This is a genomic window from Nocardia mexicana NBRC 108244 (genome assembly GCF_001613165.1).
GTDB lineage: Bacteria > Actinomycetota > Actinomycetes > Mycobacteriales > Mycobacteriaceae > Nocardia > Nocardia mexicana.
This window is the reverse complement of the sequence record NZ_BDBV01000022.1, coordinates 162173-178929: the sequence shown is the minus strand read 5'-3', so window position 1 is coordinate 178929 and position 16757 is coordinate 162173. Positions and strand designations below refer to the sequence as shown.

13 protein-coding genes are annotated in these 16757 nt (G+C 68.5%); 6 read left to right on the top strand and 7 right to left on the bottom strand.

Going from position 1 to position 16757, the window contains the following annotated elements:
- Positions 1-133: 133 nt before the first annotated feature.
- The 4 genes from NM1_RS09320 to NM1_RS09305 all read right to left on the bottom strand — a co-directional run bounded on the left by NM1_RS09320 (position 134) and on the right by NM1_RS09305 (position 5061).
- Positions 134-1297, bottom strand: a complete 1164-nt coding sequence (locus NM1_RS09320) for an acyl-CoA dehydrogenase family protein (RefSeq protein ID WP_068016623.1) — start codon at positions 1295-1297, stop codon at positions 134-136.
- Positions 1294-3189, bottom strand: a complete 1896-nt coding sequence (locus NM1_RS09315) for an AMP-binding protein (RefSeq protein ID WP_246010765.1) — start codon at positions 3187-3189, stop codon at positions 1294-1296. The genes NM1_RS09320 and NM1_RS09315 overlap by 4 nt, the downstream gene beginning before the upstream one ends.
- Before the next feature lie 97 nt (positions 3190-3286).
- Positions 3287-3766: a MaoC family dehydratase gene (locus NM1_RS09310; RefSeq protein WP_068016618.1), complete on the bottom strand. Its 480-nt coding sequence runs from the start codon at positions 3764-3766 to the stop codon at positions 3287-3289.
- Positions 3767-3888: 122 nt separating this feature from the next.
- Positions 3889-5061 carry a CaiB/BaiF CoA transferase family protein gene (locus NM1_RS09305; protein ID WP_068016614.1) on the bottom strand — a complete coding sequence of 391 codons (1173 nt, stop codon included), beginning with the start codon at positions 5059-5061 and terminating at the stop codon, positions 3889-3891.
- Between the two features lie 114 nt (positions 5062-5175).
- Between NM1_RS09305 and NM1_RS09300 the strand changes: the two genes are divergently transcribed.
- Positions 5176-6573, top strand: coding sequence for an MmgE/PrpD family protein (locus NM1_RS09300; RefSeq protein ID WP_068016611.1), 1398 nt, complete (start codon positions 5176-5178; stop codon positions 6571-6573).
- Positions 6574-6761: 188 nt separating this feature from the next.
- Here NM1_RS09300 and NM1_RS09295 read toward each other — a convergent pair whose 3' ends face one another.
- Positions 6762-7688 carry an alpha/beta hydrolase gene (locus NM1_RS09295; RefSeq protein WP_068016607.1) on the bottom strand — a complete coding sequence of 309 codons (927 nt, stop codon included), beginning with the start codon at positions 7686-7688 and terminating at the stop codon, positions 6762-6764.
- 156 nt (positions 7689-7844) lie between these two features.
- Between NM1_RS09295 and NM1_RS09290 the strand changes: the two genes are divergently transcribed.
- The 4 genes from NM1_RS09290 (at position 7845) to NM1_RS09275 (ending at position 12012) form a co-directional block, all read left to right on the top strand.
- Complete coding sequence (locus NM1_RS09290) at positions 7845-8750, top strand: helix-turn-helix domain-containing protein (protein ID WP_068016604.1); 906 nt, start codon at positions 7845-7847, stop codon at positions 8748-8750.
- Between the two features lie 302 nt (positions 8751-9052).
- Positions 9053-11194, top strand: a complete 2142-nt coding sequence (locus NM1_RS09285; RefSeq protein ID WP_068016601.1) for a sensor histidine kinase — start codon at positions 9053-9055, stop codon at positions 11192-11194.
- A 15-nt stretch (positions 11195-11209) separates the two neighbouring features.
- On the top strand, positions 11210-11644 hold the full coding sequence (locus NM1_RS09280) for a roadblock/LC7 domain-containing protein (RefSeq protein ID WP_211339304.1): 435 nt from the start codon (positions 11210-11212) through the stop codon (positions 11642-11644).
- Positions 11641-12012 carry a DUF742 domain-containing protein gene (locus NM1_RS09275; protein ID WP_068016598.1) on the top strand — a complete coding sequence of 124 codons (372 nt, stop codon included), beginning with the start codon at positions 11641-11643 and terminating at the stop codon, positions 12010-12012. Before NM1_RS09280 ends, NM1_RS09275 begins: the two co-directional genes overlap by 4 nt.
- 80 nt (positions 12013-12092) lie before the next feature.
- On the opposite strand, the gene NM1_RS09270 is transcribed toward NM1_RS09275, so the two are convergent.
- Positions 12093-13739 carry a sigma-54-dependent Fis family transcriptional regulator gene (locus NM1_RS09270; RefSeq protein WP_507762179.1) on the bottom strand — a complete coding sequence of 549 codons (1647 nt, stop codon included), beginning with the start codon at positions 13737-13739 and terminating at the stop codon, positions 12093-12095.
- A gap of 435 nt (positions 13740-14174) precedes the next feature.
- On the opposite strand from NM1_RS09270, the gene NM1_RS09265 reads away from it, so the two are divergent.
- Positions 14175-15344, top strand: coding sequence for a PucR family transcriptional regulator (locus NM1_RS09265; protein WP_068016591.1), 1170 nt, complete (start codon positions 14175-14177; stop codon positions 15342-15344).
- Between the two features lie 139 nt (positions 15345-15483).
- Here NM1_RS09265 and NM1_RS09260 read toward each other — a convergent pair whose 3' ends face one another.
- The gene (locus NM1_RS09260; protein ID WP_169814222.1) at positions 15484-16647 is read right to left on the bottom strand and encodes a lactonase family protein; all 1164 of its coding nucleotides are present in this window, start codon (positions 16645-16647) and stop codon (positions 15484-15486) included.
- Positions 16648-16757 lie beyond the last annotated feature (110 nt).

Sequence of the window (16757 nt, the reverse complement as noted above, 5' to 3'; positions counted from 1 at the left end):
GACGTTTGTTTGGTAGGCGACGCCGACCGCAGGGTGACTGACGCACGGATGTGCGGCGGCCGGCGTCGCCGCCCGAGACCCCCTGGCGGTTCAGCAGGATCTCGGGAGTCGTTGGGGCCCTGGGGCTCCGGGATCAGTAGGACCGGGGAAGCCCGAGCGCCTGCGCGGCGATGTAGTTGCGGACCATCTCCTGCGAGAACGGCGCGTTGCGCAGCAGCCGCACCTCACGCCACAGCCGCTCGATGTGGTACTCCTTCGAGTACGCGTACCCGCCGAACGTCGACATGGCGCGATCGCACGCCTCGAAACCTGCTTCGGCGCCGAGGTATTTCGCCGCGGCCGCCTCCTTACCGCAGGACTTTCGGGCCTCGAACAACTCGGCGGCGTGCATGCACACGCGCTCGGCGGCCTCGAGCCGGATCCACGAGTCGGCGAGTGGATGCGCCACCGCCTGGTTCTGCCCGATGGGACGGTCGAATACGATCCGGTCTTTGGCGTACTGGGCCGCCAGCTCCAGACCGGCACGGCCGAGGCCGACCCCCTCCAGCCCGACCACGATTCGCTCCGGGTTGAGGCCGTCGATCAGGTACTTGAAGCCCTGGCCCACCTCGCCGACGACCTCGTCGTCGCGGACCTCGAGGTTATCGATGAACAGTTCGTTCGAGTCGATCGCCGAGCGGCCCAGCTTCTCGATTTCCCGCACCGTGATCTTGTCGCGGTTCAGATCGGTGAAGAACAGGGTCATGCCGTCGAGCGGCTTGGCCTCGTCGCGCGGGGAGGTCCGCGCCACGATGAGGATCTTGTGCGCGTTCTGCGCGTTGGTGATGAACACCTTCTGCCCGTTGATCACCCAGCCGCCGTCGGTCTTGGTGGCCTTGGTGCGAATGCGCGAAGTATCCACGCCCGCAGTGGGTTCGGTGATCGCGAACGCCATCAGGATCTCACCCGAGGCCAGTTTCGGCAGCCACTCGCGCTTCATTTCCTCCGAGCCGTAGCGCAGGATCGGCGCGGGCGGGAAAACGTAGAAGTGGATGGCCGAACCACCGCTCATGCCCGCGCCGGAGGCCGCGACCTCCTGCAGCATGATGCCCGCCTCGATCAAGCCCAGGCCCAGGCCGCCGTACTCCTCGGGAATCATCACGCCGAGCCACCCGGCGTCGGCGAACGCCTTGACGAATTCCCAAGGGTATTCACCCTTCTTGTCCTTCTCGCGCCAGTAGTCGTACCCGAAGCGACGAGCCAGTTCCCGGGAGTTCTTGCGAACCAGTTCGAGGTCGGTGTCGTCGGTGGTTGTCATTCGTGATCTCCTGATAGTTCGCGGGTCGGGATCCCGTCGATGGGGGTCGCGGGGTCCAGGGACGACAGATCCCCCTGTGCGAGACCCAGATAGCGGGACCGGATGGCGCGGCGCATGATCTTGCCGTTCTTGGTCTTCGGTAGCGCCGCCACCACATGCAGGCGCGGAGCGAACGAGCGGCCGATGTGGTGTACGGCGGTGGCCGTCAGATCGTCGCGGTCGATATCGCCGGCGCGGAGCACGACGAATCCGACAACCCGTTGCCCCCGTTGGGAATCGGGCTCGCCGATGACGGCGGCCTCGACGATGCGGCGGTCCTTCAGCAGCGCCGCCTCGATCTCGGCCGGGCCCACGCGTCGGCCGGACACCTTGATCGTGTCGTCGGAACGTCCGTGTATGTGCCAGGTGCCGTGCTCGTCGACGGCGGCCAGGTCGCCGTGCACCCAGACGTCGTCCCACCGGCTCCAGTACGTCTCGAGATAGCGCTCGCGGTCGTTCCAGAAGGCATGTGTCATTCCCGGAAAGGTGTTCAGGACCGACAGCTCGCCGACCTCGCCGGTCACCGGATTCCCGTCCGAATCCAGCACGGCCACATCCACGCCGGGAACCGGGGCGTTGAACGAGGCCGGATCGATCGGCAGGAACGGATAGCCGATCAACAGCCCGCCGCCGACCTCGGTGCCGCCGCTGTAGTTGATGATCGGGCGGCGCGCACCGCCGACCGTCTCGAACAGCCAGCGCCAGGTCGGCTCGTCCCACGCTTCACCGGTGGATACGAAGGCGCGCAACGTATTCAGGCCCGGCGGCGGACCTTCGGTGCGGCCCATCACCAGGCGCATCGCGGTGGGCGCCACGCCTTGGAGAGTGACGCCGTTGCGGTCGACGATCTCCCACATCCGCGTGGGTGTGGGATGGTCGGGCACGCCCTCGGTGAACACCACGGTCGCGCCGAACTGCAGCCCGCCCGCGATGAGCAAGGGGCCGACGAGCCAGCCCATATCCGAGATCCAGGCGATGACATCGTCGTCGTGCACATCGAATCCGTAGCCGAAATCGACGGCGGCCTTGACCGCGAATCCCCCGTGGGAGTGCACGATTCCCTTCGGCCGCCCGGTGGTGCCGGAGGTGTAGACGATGGTGAGCGGATCGTTCGATTCCACCTGCGCCGTCGGCACCGGCTCCGGATCGGCGGGCAACTCGTCCCAGTAGAGGTCCCGTCCGTCGCGCATCTCGACGCCGTTGTCGAGATGGCGGACCACGACGCTGTGGCGGACGGACGGCACCGACTCCAGGGCCTCGTCGGCAGTCTCCTTGAGCGGCACCACTTTTCCCCGCCGGGTGGTCGCGTCGGCGGTGATCAGAACGACCGCCTCCGAGTCCCGCAGACGCGCCGCGAGCGCCTCCGGGCCGTACCCGGTGAACGCCGGAACCGAGATGGCGCCGATCATGGCGCAAGCCAGGAAGGCGACCACCGATTCCGGAACGACGGGGACGAACAGCACCACCCGGTCACCCTGCGATACCCCGAGGGCGGACAGGTTGGCGGCGAACCGGCGCACCTCGGTGTCCAGTTCCGCGTAGGTCAGCGCGCGGCGGCGGCCGTCGTCGCCCTCGTACACGACGGCGGTCTTGCCCGCTGCCGCGCCCGCGGCGTGGCGATGCGAACACAGGGTCGCGAGATTCAACCGGCCGCCCGGGAACCACCGCGGAAACTGCTTGCCGTCGCTCTCGTCGAGAACGCGGTCGAACGGCACGGCGAATTCGACGCCGAGATCCTCGGCGGCGGCCCGCCAGAACCATTCCGGGTCATCGACCGATGCGCGGTGCAGTTCGGCGAGGTCGCCGTACCCCCACTCGGCCGCGGCTCGCAGCAGCCGGCTGCGCGCTCGCACTTCGTCTCCCGGCATCCACGCCGACGCCCCGGTCGTCCGTGCCGGACCTGGTCCTCGCATCGCGGGCACATCCTTTCTTTCCGCGCCTTCGCCCCACTCAGGACGCCGTGGCCGCCGGTTCCGGTGCGGCGGAACGCTTCAGCATCAATCCCGCCCGCAGGCAGTCGCAGACGACCTCGTCGCGCTGGTTGATGCCCTGATGGCGGAAGGTGACGATGCCGGAGTCGTTGCGGCTCTTGGATTCCCGCTTCGTCACGATCTCGGTCCGCACCCGGATGGTGTCGCCGTGGAAGACCGGCGCCGGGAACTTCACCTCCTGGAACCCGAGGTTGCCCAAGGTTGTGCCGAGGGTCGTGTCGGGCACCGTGATCCCCGAGACCAGCCCGAGGATGAACAGGCTGTTGACCAGCCGCTGCCCGTAGATCGAGCCCTTGCTGTACTCGGCGTCCAGGTGCAGCGGCGCCACATTCAGTGTCAGCGTGCTGAACAAGACGTTGTCCATCTCGGTCACCGTGCGCCGCGTCGGGTGCTCGATGACGCTTCCGGGTTCGAATTCCTCGAAATAGAGGCCGGGCATGACAAGTCCTTTCGATCCTGTGAGGTGCGCTCCGCTGTCCGCAGACCACCTCAACTTATAACATTATATATTATGTTGTCGCATTGAATAGTTGCGGCCGTTGCGCTATCAGCCGTCGCGCGTCAGCCGTCGGCGAACAGGACGTCCGCCTCGACCAGTGCATCGATCTGCTCGGCGGAGTACACCTCCGCGGCGACGGCGCGACTGTCGACCCCGACCCGGGGCGCGGAGCCCGGCCGGTCGGGGCGCTCCCCGTCGAACGTCCACGGGGGACGCAGCACCGCCAGTCCGTCGGACTGCGGCTCGACCAGCCCCAGCCACCGGACCTGCTCGTGCTTCAGGTACCCGGTCATCGAAAGAACCGGCGCGAAGGGCACATCCGCGGCGGTGAGGACCTCTTCCCAATGGCGCACCGGCTTTTTCGCGAATTCCGCCTCCACGATCTTGACCAGATCGAAGTAATTGGCCTCCCGCGGGCGGTACTCCGCGAAGCGGGGGTCCTCGGTCAGATCGAGCCGATCCATCGCCGAACACAGTGCGCGCCAGAACTTCTGAGACGACGACAGGTGCACGGCCAGGTACTCCCCCGACGCGGTCTCGACACAGAAGTTCTGCGCCTGCGGATGCCTGCTCTGCCGGCTCGGATCGGCGCCCAGCTCGAACGACTGGGTGACCCCGTCGGCGGTCAGGGTGCTCACGGCCTCCATGATCGAGGTCTGCACGTGCTGCGGCGACCCGGTCCGCAGACGGCCCACCAGAGCCGCCAGGACGCCCGTCGCCGTACTCAGCCCGGTGACCAGGTCCGCGCTCAGCCCGCCCGCCAGCTGCGGACGGCCCTCGTCGCCGAACAGCGAGTAGAGGCCGCCGAAGGCGTGCCCGATGGTGTCGTACGCGGGGCGGTCGGCCAGCGGGCCGCCGGGACCGAATCCGGTCACCGAGCCGTAGACGATATCGGGCCGCAGCGCGCGGCACTCGTCGGGGCCGAGCCCCATGGCTGCCAGCTTTCCGGGCCGGAGGTTCTCGAGGACCACGTCGAATCGCGGCACCAGCGCCTTGACCAGCGCGACTCCCTCCGGCCGCTTCAGATCGACCGACAGGCTGCGCTTTCCGGTGTTGTACTGCCGGAAATACGGGCTCCCATTGTTCTGGTGACGCCGGAAGTCCTCACCGTCGACCGGCTTCTCCACCTTCACCACCTCGGCCCCCAGCGCGCACAGCAGCGAGGTGGCGAAGGGAAGCGAAATGTAGCCACCGATCTCCAGGATCCGGATACCGTCGAGCGGCTTGTGCTGCATGGCAGGCCTCCAACCTCAATTTTGAATATAATATATAGTATGCCACATCACACGGTGCGCATAATCCGGATCACGGGTGGAGGCGCCCGGCATGTCCCCGCGAAAGGTCCTGAAATGCAGAACATTCCGGCACTCGAGACCGCCGTGGCCCGACTGGTCACCGAGCTCGAGTACGACTCGATTCCACCCGAGGCTCTCGACGGAGCACGGCGCCTGATGCAGGACCAGCTCGCGGTCCAGATCGGGTGCGCCGCGCTGCCCTGGAGCCGGGCGGTCCAGGAGCTCGCCCGCGCGGCACATGCGCCGGGCCGTGCTCACACCACGGGCAGCGGCGACGCGATGGGCCCCGCCGACGCGGCGTTCGTCAATGCGACGCTCGGCCACGGATTCGAGTACGACGACGCCCACCGCGCCAGCTCGAGCCACCCCGGCAGCTGCGTGGTCTCCGCGGCGCTCGCTATCGGCGAGGAACTGGGATCCTCGCTGCGCGAGGTGATCACGGGAATCGTCGCCGGGTACGAGGTCTACACCCGGATCGGCGTGCTGGCCGCGCCGGAGCTGCTGGAGCGCGGTTTCCACCCGCACGGACTGCTGTCGGCCTTCGGCGCCGCCGCCGTGACCGCCAAGATGCGCGGCTTCGACCTCGAGCGCACCGTGCACGCCTTGGCGATCGCCCTCAGTCACTGCTCGGGAACGACGGAGTACACGTCGTCCGGCGGTTCGGTGAAGCGGCTCCATTCCGGGATCGGCACCCGCAACGGCATCCGCGCCGCCGAGCTGGCCGCCGCCGGGATCACCGGGCCAACCACGTTTCTGACCGGCGGCAAAGGATTCTTCCGCACGTACGCTGGGCGAGACGCCGGAGAGACGGCCGTCGCCGCATTCGCCCCGGACGTGCCGTTCGAGATCACCCGTGTGTGGATCAAGCCGTACTGTTGCTGCGGCATCAACCACGCCTACATCGACGGCGCACGGCAACTGTCGGCGCGCGCCGGCGAGATCGACGGCATCCGGCTCGGCATCCAGACCGGAGGCGATGTCATCATCGGCACCCGGAACGCGAATGCCTACGCGCCCCGCACCATCGAGCATCTGCAGTACAGCCTGCCCTTCCAGTTCGCGCTGTCGATTCTCGGCCTGGGCAACGGGTTCCGGACCCATCACGACTACATGCAGGGGCGGCTCGATCTGGGCGGCGGCAGCGCGGTCGCCGCTCTCGCGCGTCAGGTGAAGATCGAGGTGGACCCCGAGCTCGACACCGGCTACCCCGGGAAGTGGGTCGCCGATATCACCGTCGACTATCGCGACGGCACCAGCGAGAGCATCTTCGTCGACAGCCCGCTGGGAACCGCCGAAAACCCCATGCCCCCAGCGGATCTCGACGCCAAGTTCCGTGAACTCACCAGCACGGCCCTGGGCCCTGATCGCGGCGAGAAACTGCTGCGGGCGATCAAGTCGACCGACCCGGCCACCACCGCAACGGAATTCGCCGCATTGCTGCGGATTCCGTAGCACAGCGGCACCCCGATCGTTCAGCACAACGGCTCCCCCGTCATTCCGGCAAGCTTCAGCCGGAATCCACACACCCCATCGACGACTGCCGACCGATTGCGCCCCGGGCCCCCGCACACTTCACATCCGAAGTGCGCGGGGGCCTGGAAGAGTTTCATGTGCGGCACCTGCTGCTCGCACACGGGATCTCAGCTCTCGCCGGAGCTACCCGCCAGGTTCTCCCGGAAAAACGGCACGGCCTCGGACACGGCGTGGTCCACGTACTTGGGGATGTCGTAGAAGTCCATGTGGGTGCCGCCCTCGACGACCACCAGTTTCTTCGAGCTGCGCGCCCGTCCGTGCAGTTCGGTGGACATCCACAGCGAACCCGCCTCGCTGCCCGCCACGATCAGTACCGGCTGGATGAGCAGGTCCTCGACCAGGTGGAAGGCGTCGAAGGTGAAGATCCGCGAGATGCTCTTGGTGAACAGCTGCTTGTTCTTCGCGTTCGGGTGCTGGGCGCGCGGGGTCAGGTAGTAGTCCTTGGCCTCGACGAGGTCGGCCGGGGTGTTCTCGTCCGGCTCCGGCGGCACGTAGGGGATGTACACCGGATCCGCGCCCTGCGCCTCGGCGGTGCGCTGCTGCGCCGCCGCCTGCAGTGTCGGCACCGCCGCCGAGTCGGGATCGGCGCCGAACCAGCCGCGGCGGAACGAGGTGCCGATATTGACGGCGCTGACCGTGGTGATCGCCTTGACTCGGTAGTCGGTCATCGCGGCATTGACGGCGTACCCGCCGCCGGCGCAGATGCCGAGCGCACCGATGCGCTCGGGGTCGACGTACTCCAGGGTCTGCAGATAGTCCACGGCGGCGCGCACATCCTCGACCCGGGCGGCCGGATCCTCGAGGTGGTGCGGTTCGCCGCCGCTCTGCCCCTGGAACGACGCGTCGTAGGCGACGGCCACGAAACCCTGATCGGCCAGCTTGCTCGCATACAGCCCCGCGGCCTGCTCCTTCACGCCGCCGCCGGGGTGGACCGCCACGACCGCGGCGTAGCTGCCCTTCGGATCGAAGTCCGACGGAAGATAGAGATTGCCCGCCATGCTGATCGGGCCGTTCCGGAAGCTGATGGCCTCCATGAGTGACTCCCTCACTGTTGTCCGGTTCTTCGCTCGGCCGGTCGGTCCGAGCGGTGACTCCAGCCTGCGACCTCGGACGCGCGCGTGGGAGTGCGCGGTTATAGGGGGGACCAGCAGCCTCTCCATCACCGAGCCGCACCGGCATAACCTGGTCATATGGAGATCGCCAAGGACATCAGAGACTTCCTGATGACCCGGCGCGCGAAGATCACCCCGGACCAGGTGGGGCTGCCGGTCGTCGGGCGCCGCCGGGTTGCGGGCCTGCGCCGGGAGGAGGTCGCACGCCTGGCCGGGGTCAGCACCGAGTACTACATCCAGGTCGAGCGGGGGCGCGTCGCCGGTGTGTCCGACGAGGTGCTGCAGGCCATCGCCTCGGCCCTCCTGCTCGACGAGGAGGAGACGACGCACCTGTTCGATCTGGCCCGCGCCGCCACGGAGAAGTCGGGTAAGACCAGATCCCGTGCCCGGATAGCACGCCAGGTGGTTCCCGAGGGCGTCCAGGCGCTGATGGACGCGATGGTGACGGCCCCCGCCATCGTCCAGAACGGGCACATGGACATACTGGCCGCCAACGCGCTGGGACGAGCAATCTACGCCGACGTCTTCGACCGGTCGTCCGGAGTACCCAATCTGGCCCGATTCATCTTCCTCGACACCCGCGCCGGCGAGACGTTCCCCGCCTGGGAAAAAGCCGCCAACGACGTCGTCGGACTGCTGCGTGTCGAGGCGGCACGGTCCCCCTACTCCACGGCCGTCACCGGACTCATCGGCGAATTGGCTACTCGCAGTGACGAATTCCGGACCCGGTGGGCCGCCCACGAGGTCCGCGCCCACCGGCGCGGCACCAAACGATTCCACCATCGACTGGTCGGCGACATGACTCTGCGCTTCGAGGCCCTCGCGCTCGCGGGCGACACCGGCCTGACGATGTTCGGCTATACCGCGGAACCGAATTCGCCCTCGCACGAGGCGCTGCAACTACTCGCGAGCTGGGTCGCGACCGAGCACTCCCCTGCTGCCACCGACCGCGCCGACACAACAGTGTCCAGGCCCGACGAGTAGCCGCGCGTCGCCGACCGACCGCCCCCGCACCGACTGCATGGTGCGACAACCGTTTTCATCGGCTGCCCGCATTCCTTGCCCGAACATGCAACATAATATATAGTGCCTTGCTACCGTATCCTCTGACAACAGCCGATACGTCACATCCTCCGAGCCGGTCGCCGTCCAGGCGATACGGGACGACGTCGTACCAGAGGAGCCAGCCCGTGCGATCGCCGGTTGATCAGCCGAGTTCCGGTACCCGACGATCCCGAAATCCGTTGCGCAGGTGGCAGTTCCGGTCGCCGAGCGTCCGTTCGAAAGTGCTGGCGATCGCTCTCGTCCCGAGTGCCGCGATGTTCGTGACCTGCGCTGCGACGGCCACCGTGCTGACGGCGGACGCGTACTCCGCGCGGGAGTGGTCGGATTACCGCGCAACCGTGATCGACCCGCTCCTGCGCTTCGTCGGCACGGTGCAGGAAGAGCGGACCGGGAGCATGTCCATGCTGGCAGGGTCGCCGGCGGCCGAGTCGGACCTGCAGGCCCGGCGAGCCGATATGAACGCCGCGCTCGACGCCACCGTTCGGATCTCCGAGCGCGCCAAGGACCTCGACCAGGCCGCGATCTCTCGCTTCACCGTCGATTTCGGGCAGCTCCTCACCGAGTTGCCCACCGTCCGCCGGGCCGTGGACGAGCGCCGGATCGCCTCGCGGGAGGTCGGCGACTTCTACACGCGGCTCGTCGGCGCCATCGCCGACGGTGGTCAGGAAAGCAGCGTGCACAATGCCTCCGATAACGACGTACTGGCTGCGGAGATGAGCGGGTACGCCCTGCTGCGAGCGACGGATACGCATGCACACGTCGTCGGGCTCATCAGATCCGGGCTGGTCCGCGACCGGCTCGACACCTCCGAACGGCTGGCGATCACTCAGCTCGGAGGCGCGTATCGGCAGGAATTGGCGGCGGTCGCCGCGCACCTGATGCCCACCGCCGAGGCCCGATACCGGGAACTTGTCGACAGCCCCGAATGGCGTCTCGTCGACGCTGCCCGGAACGGGCTGGCGGACAACGGAATACTCACGGTTCCCTACACCGAGTGGCTGGCGGCCGAGCAGTCCGTCGGCGTCCGGCTCACGGGACTGCTCCGGGATCAGTTCCAGCGCACCGTCGCGATGTCCCAGGATCTCGCCGGTCGGGCGTTCACACGATCGCTCGCTGCGGGCGCCGCCGTCCTGGCTGTCACACTGGCCGCCGCCACGGCCGCGTTGCTGCTCGCCAACCGTCTCGTGCGGCGACTGCGCTCGCTGCGCTCGGCCAGCCTCGATCTGGCGCGGCAAGGCCTGCCCGCCGCCATCGAGCGCATCCATCGCGGCGAGCAGGTTGTTATGGAACAGGACGTGGTCGTGGACCGCGGTACCGACGAAATCGGCCAGGTGGCAGACGCTTTCGCCATCGCGCAGCGCACCGCCGTCGACGCCGCGGTGGCCGAGGCACGCACCCGCGAGGGGTTCAACAAGGTCTTCCTGGACATCGCCTTCCGCAGCCAGGCCCTGGTCCGCAGGCAGCTCGACGTCCTCGATATCGCGGAGTCCAAGCAGCTCGACCCCGAACATCTCGAGCTGCTGTTCCAGCTCGACCACCTGGCGACCCGGGCCCGGCGCAATGCCGAGAACCTGCTCATCCTCGGGGGGCGTGCACCCGGCCGACGCTGGCGCGATCCGGTCGACCTGGAAGAGATCGTGCGCAGCGCGGCGTCGGAGACCGAGGGCTTCGCCCGCGTGAGCACGGTCCGGCTGCCCGCGGTCGGCATTCTCGGCCCCACCGTCGCCGATCTCATCCATCTGCTCGCCGAGCTGATCGACAACGCGGCGTCGTTCTCGCCGCCGGAGGCGGCGATCTCGGTGCACGGGACCATGGTCGGCCGCGGGGTGGTCGTCGAGATCGTCGATCAGGGCCTGGGCATCGGATTCGACGAGCGCGAGCGGATCAATCGATTGCTGCGCGAGCCACCCGAATTCCACGAGATGGCGCTGGCCGGGCAGCGGCAGCTGGGCATGTTCGTGGTCGGGCGGCTGTCGCGCCGGCACGCCGTCACGGTCAGCCTGCAGGAATCGGCCTACGGCGGAGTCACTGCGATCGTGCTGATTCCGTGGTCGGCGGTGGATCGCACGAGCGCGCAGGTAGCCCGCGACACTCGAACCGCCGCTGCCCTTGTCCCGGCGGCCGATTCGCCCCCGGCGCTCGACGGCCAGGCCGCGGCGCGGACACCCGTCGACCCCACCGAGAACCGGAGACCACCGCTCCCGCGACGACAACGACCCCGCACCCTCGCTCCGCCGGACGACGAGATCGCTGCCGACACCTCACCCGGCCACCCGCGCAGCCCCGCCACCGCGCGGACGTCGCTGGCCGCGCTGCAGCAAGGAACGCGCCGCGCGCGTCGCCTCCGGCATCCCCATCCGTAAACGAACGGTCAGAACATGAGCAACGACGCAATGCCCGGTCACTCCGCCGATTCCCTGGACTGGCTGATGAACAACCTGGTCGACCGCATCTCCGGCGCCGAATGCGCGGTCGTGCTGTCCGCCGACGGCCTGCCCGTGGCCGGGTCCGACGGCCTCGGGCGCGATCAGGTCGAACATCTCGCCGCCATCGCCTCCGCCCTGCACAGCCTCGGCCGCGGCATCGGAACCCACTTCGGCAAGGGCCTGCTACAGCAGACGATGATCGAGCTGGAGCACGGCTACCTGGTGGTGACCGAGGCCGGACACGGCTCCTGCCTGGCGCTGCTGACCGGCGGCGACGCCGATCTCGGCCTGGTCGGCTACGAGATGAACGTGATCGTCGGGCAGGTTCGCGACCAGCTGTCCGCCGCGCCCAGAACGCGCACCATCGCCGGACACTACGGGCAGTGACGCGCCACCCGGACGACCCGTGGCCGCCCGACGATCCGGGCCCGCTGGTCCGGCCGTTCGCCGTCACGCGCGGCCGGGCGCACACCGCGGTGCGCGACCTCGACCTTCTGACGCTCGTGTCCGCCGTCGGCCCCGACGCCGGAACACTGGACCGGGAGTACCGGGAAATCCTCCGACTCTGTGCGGAGCGCCCCCTGTCCGTCGCCGAAATCGCTGCCCATCTGGGACTTTTCGTGGCCGCGGCGAAGGTACTGGTAGGCGACCTGATAACGGCGGGCTACGTCACCTTCCACTCCCCGGCGCCACCCGACTACGCCCCGGATCCGGAACTGTTGCGTGCCGTCCTCGAAGGCATCCGCCGGATCTGAGCCCCAGGCGGAATCCCGCCTCCCCCAGGGCAATCCGACACACCGGTCCGTCGGCTCACCGAGTGCGAGCCACCTCGCCCTCAGCCGATGTGTAAGGCCCGCATGCGGTTGTAGAGCGTCGACCGGCTCACCCCGAGCGCGCGGGCCGCGCGGAGTTTGTTGCCTCCCGCGGCCTCGATCGCCGCCACGATGACCTCCCGCTCGGCCTCCCGCAGCGGCGAACCCGGCGCGGGCCCACCGCGGTAGGACGCCGGGAGGTCCGACGGGATGATGTCCCCGGCCGAGCGGACCTCCGCGACGGACCGCACCACACGATGCAGTTCGGCGAGGTTACCGGGCCATGGCTGGGCGGCCAGCACGCGCAGGGCGTCGGCGGTGAACCGGAGGCGGTCGGTGCCGTCCAGGTCCGCCAGCATCCGTTGCGCCAGATACGGGATCTCGTGGCGCCGGCGCCGCAGCGGAAGCAAGGTGCGGCGCGCATTGCACATGGCTGCCAGCGGGGCGTGCACACCCTCGGAATGATCGGGCGTCGAGGTCAGCACGATATGGCGACGCGCCTCGCGCAGGCACTGGGCCAGCAGTGTCGACAATCGCTCGGACAGCAGCTGGATGTTCTCGACGACGACGGCGGGCCCATCCTGCTCGAGCAGCATCGCGACGGCCGTCGCCCACGCCCGCTCACCCTGCCGGACCACCTCCGTCGCATCGAGCACGATCGCGTCGGCGCCGGCCGCCCGGTACGCCTCCGTGCTACGGCCGCTTCCGATTTCGCCGATCACCAGCAGCGGCCACCGCGCCGTCACACCCGCACCGGTCCCGCTGCGGAACGCGTCGTCCGAGACGATGTCGACCAGCGACCCGTCCACCCCGTCGATCGGCGTACACGACAGCACGACGCTCCGCCCCGACACCAACGTGAGCCGACGCAGTTGCCCGCTGGCGAAACCGGCCTCCTCCGCGCACGTTCGCACGGCGGCGTGATCGGCAGGGTCCAGCAGGTCCAGCGCCGCCGGCGTGGCCAGCACCAGGCCCTGCCCGACGACCATCACCGGGCGGCCGCGCGGGTGCCCGGCCGCTTGGAATGCGTCGAACAGCAGTCGCTGATCGCGGGTCGAGTCGTGCCGCAGCCGCTCCTGGATGTCGCGGACCATGCCGCGAGCCAGGGGGCGAAACAGGCTGTCGGGCCCGGAGGCCGGGCCGCCGATGTCGAGAACCCCGGCCAGCCTTCGCGTCGTCGGATGAATGATGGGGTGCCCGTAACAGGTGAAGGAACGGAAGGCCGTCAGGTAGTGCTCGGGCCCGCGGACCAGCACATCGCGGCGGGTCTCGACGGGCGTGCCGACCGCGTTGGTGCCGACCTCCTCCTCGCCGAGCCGCACACCCGGCGCCAGCCCGAGTTCGGCGATCCCGCGGCCCACCGCGGGATCGGCGGCCTGGACGTCGACCACACGTGCGGAATTGTCGGCGAGCACCAGCGCGACGGTGGTCCCCTCGAGTTCGTCGGCCATTCGCCGCAGCACCGGGTGCGCCGCCCGGGCCAGGGCCCCGCCGGGGACGATCGCCTCGCGAACCAGTCGCGGTAGAGCATCTTCGCGCAGTCCGTTCAACCGCGACCGCGTCCAGGACGATGCGATCTCGGACCGGGTCGGCTCCACATCGCACTGCGGCGAAACGCTCGTCATCCAATACCACCTGTCCCGCCGACGGTCTCGATGCGAATCGGCGATCAGTTAACCTCCGTGAAACGATATATTATGTTGAAACTGGTTGTAGTCGATTCGACCGAATCCCGCACCGGCCACCATTCCGACGCCGATCATCGATCCCCCGGAGATTAGGTCGCCACACCTGAAACACATCGGCCCACAGGGAACTCGCGACCATCTGCCGGTCGACGGCGAGCACGGCCACCAATGTGGCTATTTCATGGCAACTCCTATGCGGGCGGAGCAATCTCGCAGGCATTCGATGCCGATCGACGATGGCCGGTTCACCGACGCGGGCGTGGGCCGCGTCGGCTCCCCTGTCCAATTCCTGGACAGTTTCCCGTCGCGCCCCTCTTTAATGTCGGGTCACACGGTTCGACGCAGTGCGCCGCGCACGAGAGGGGCCACGGTGATCACTCTCGACACTTATCGACGACATCGGCACGGGGGTGACAGGTGACCAGCACACATTCGATACCGGCCGGGCTGGTCGCCGAGGAACCCCCGCCGACCGGCAACGCCCTGTTCGCCGTCATGGGTGACTGCCTCGAGCTGTCGATCTGCATGCTCGACGGGCGGGCACGCCCCGAGCAGCTCCGCCGGCTGGAGCGGGAAGCGGCGCGATGGGCGCGCGAGGGCATCCCGATGGTCACCGTCCTGCGGCTGGTCCACGACGGATTCCGGCTCGGCATCGAACTCACGGGCGCGGCGATCGAACCGGCAGCCGATCACCTGCGTGCGGTTGACACCGATCTGGTTCTGGGCCTGCTGAACACCGTCACAGCGACGGTCGCCCGAGCCTACGCACCGCAACTCCACACTGTGACCCACCGCCACGCGGTGCGACAGGCGTTGGCGGCGGCCTTGGTCGACGGGCGGCCCACCTCGACACTGGCACGCCAGAACGGCATCGAGATCGCCAGGGAGTACTGGATACTCGCCCTCCTCCTCCCTCCGGCGCCCGCCGCCATCGGAACCGAGCCACGCCGCCGCGCCGAGGGCGCGCTGCCGCGTCTTCGAGTCGCACTGGCCGAGTGTTTCGCCGGCGCCGCACTGCCCGTCCTGTCGCCGGACGGCGGCACCATTCTCCTACCGACCGCAGTCGCCGACGACGATTCCCTGGACGCCCTTGTCAACGAATTATCTTGTGCCGCAGAGGTTCCCGTCACAGCGGCGGTGATGCGCTCGGTGACCGACGACATTCCGGCCGGAGTCGACCGTGCCCATGAGCTACTCGACCTGGTTCATCGGCTCGGGCTGGTGGGTGGTCTGCACCGCTTCGCCGATCTGGCACTGGAATATCAGCTCACCCGTCCCGGACCAGCGCTCGACGTGCTGAGTTCCCTACTCGCACCGCTGGACAACCAGCCCGATCTGCTCACCACCCTGAAACACCACTTCGCCAACGACCTGAGCCGCAAGCGCACCGCCCGGATGCTGCACCTGCATCCCAACACGGTCGACTATCGCCTCCACCGCATCGCGCAACTCACCGGCCTGGACGCCGGTCGGCCCGAGGGCCTGTGGTACCTACGGTCGGCCCTGATCGCCCGCAGTCACCAGACCAATCCCCCCGCGCCGTCCCGCAGGCGGCGAGTCGCACCGAAACCGCCTGCGCACGAATAGGACCCGAACCACCGACCCGGCTCGCGCCGCGTTTCCTGCGGCGCCGCCGATCCACATCTGACCGAATAGGAACGGCCGCAGCATCTTTCGCTGCGGCCGTTCGCGATCGCGCCTGGCGGGCGAAAGTTCCAGCTTCCAATCATGCACCGGGAGTGGCGAATACACCGGTGGCGCCGTCGGAGAACATGACACCGGCGTCGACCGGCGGTTCGCCGCCGGGGTCGAGCGAACCGTCCGGCCGCACCCGGTAGGTGAACACCTGGGCCGTGCCGGTCACCGCCAAAGTGTCGATGGCATAGAGCCGTTCGGCATCCGGGCTCAGCACCACGCGTCCCGGAAAGTGGCCCGGCGCGCTCGGCTCGTCGGCGCCGGGCAACGGAATCAGGGCGCCGTCGTCGCGGATCTCGAATCCGTTCACGGCCGCGCCACCGGTCTGCGGGAGGTACAGATACCTGCTGTCCGGTGTGATGGCCATGCCGTGCGGGACCATCTTCGTGGGGAAGCGGCCGATCGGCGTCAGGGCGCCGCCGGGCTCGATGCGGTATCCGGACACGTCGTTGGTGCCCTCGTTGGTGATGTAGAGGAACCTGCCGTCCGGGGTGACCGACGGCAGCGCCGGACGGTCGCCCGTGCGGACCTGCGGCCCGGCCGGGGTCAGCCGCCCGTCCGGCCCGATCGCGAACGAGTCCATAGTCGCCCCGATGAAGCTCGGGGCGAACAGGTAACGGCCGTCCGGCGAGACCACCGGAATGGAAAGCCCGCTCGTCGCACCCGCGATGGCGGCCGAATCGACCGGGCTCAGACCCCCGGACGGCCCGATGGCAAAGGTCCGCACCTCATTGGTCATCGAACCCACGGTGGCGAACAGCCATTTGCCGTCGGGGCTCACGACCGCACCGACGATCGGCGCACCCGGGTCCAGGCGCGCATCCGCAAGCCGCGCGAGCGTGCCGTCGTCATTGACACGGAAGCCCTGCAGAGTTCCCGAAACGGTATGTGCCACGTAGGCGAAGCGTTGGTTGGGCGTGACAGCGATCGACAGCGTGAAGGCATCGATGGGTACCATCGGCCCGACCCGCGTCAGCCGCCCCTGCACTTCGCGCAGCACACCGATATTCGAGGAGCCCGTGCCACCGACCAGCAGGTAGCTCGGGACCACCCCGTCGACCGGTGCCGCGGCCGCCGTACCGACGGACACGCCCGCGGTGAGCCCGGCGACCAGGGCGATCGCGGGCACGCGCCGCAGCCACATATTCCGCGCCGACCGTGGTCGTCCGGCTGCCGGTGAATCGTGAGTCGTCAAGGGAACCTCCATGGTTCGTCATTTCCGGCGGCCCCCGAAAGCAACACCGCCGTCTCCGCACGGCAACCGGGCATTTACGCCGATCGACCGCATGCCGAACCTAAGCCGAC

Bases quoted from the DNA above. Each gene is read 5' to 3' on its own strand.
- NM1_RS09295 (WP_068016607.1), bottom strand. From the start codon at position 7,688: ATGGAGGCCATCAGCTTCCGGAACGGCCCGATCAGCATGGCGGGCAAT.
- NM1_RS09305 (WP_068016614.1), bottom strand. From the start codon at position 5,061: ATGCAGCACAAGCCGCTCGACGGTATCCGGATCCTGGAGATCGGTGGC.
- NM1_RS09320 (WP_068016623.1), bottom strand. From the start codon at position 1,297: ATGACAACCACCGACGACACCGACCTCGAACTGGTTCGCAAGAACTCC.
- NM1_RS09300 (WP_068016611.1), top strand. From the start codon at position 5,176: ATGCAGAACATTCCGGCACTCGAGACCGCCGTGGCCCGACTGGTCACC.
- NM1_RS09290 (WP_068016604.1), top strand. From the start codon at position 7,845: ATGGAGATCGCCAAGGACATCAGAGACTTCCTGATGACCCGGCGCGCG.
- NM1_RS09280 (WP_211339304.1), top strand. From the start codon at position 11,210: ATGAGCAACGACGCAATGCCCGGTCACTCCGCCGATTCCCTGGACTGG.
- NM1_RS09310 (WP_068016618.1), bottom strand. From the start codon at position 3,766: ATGCCCGGCCTCTATTTCGAGGAATTCGAACCCGGAAGCGTCATCGAG.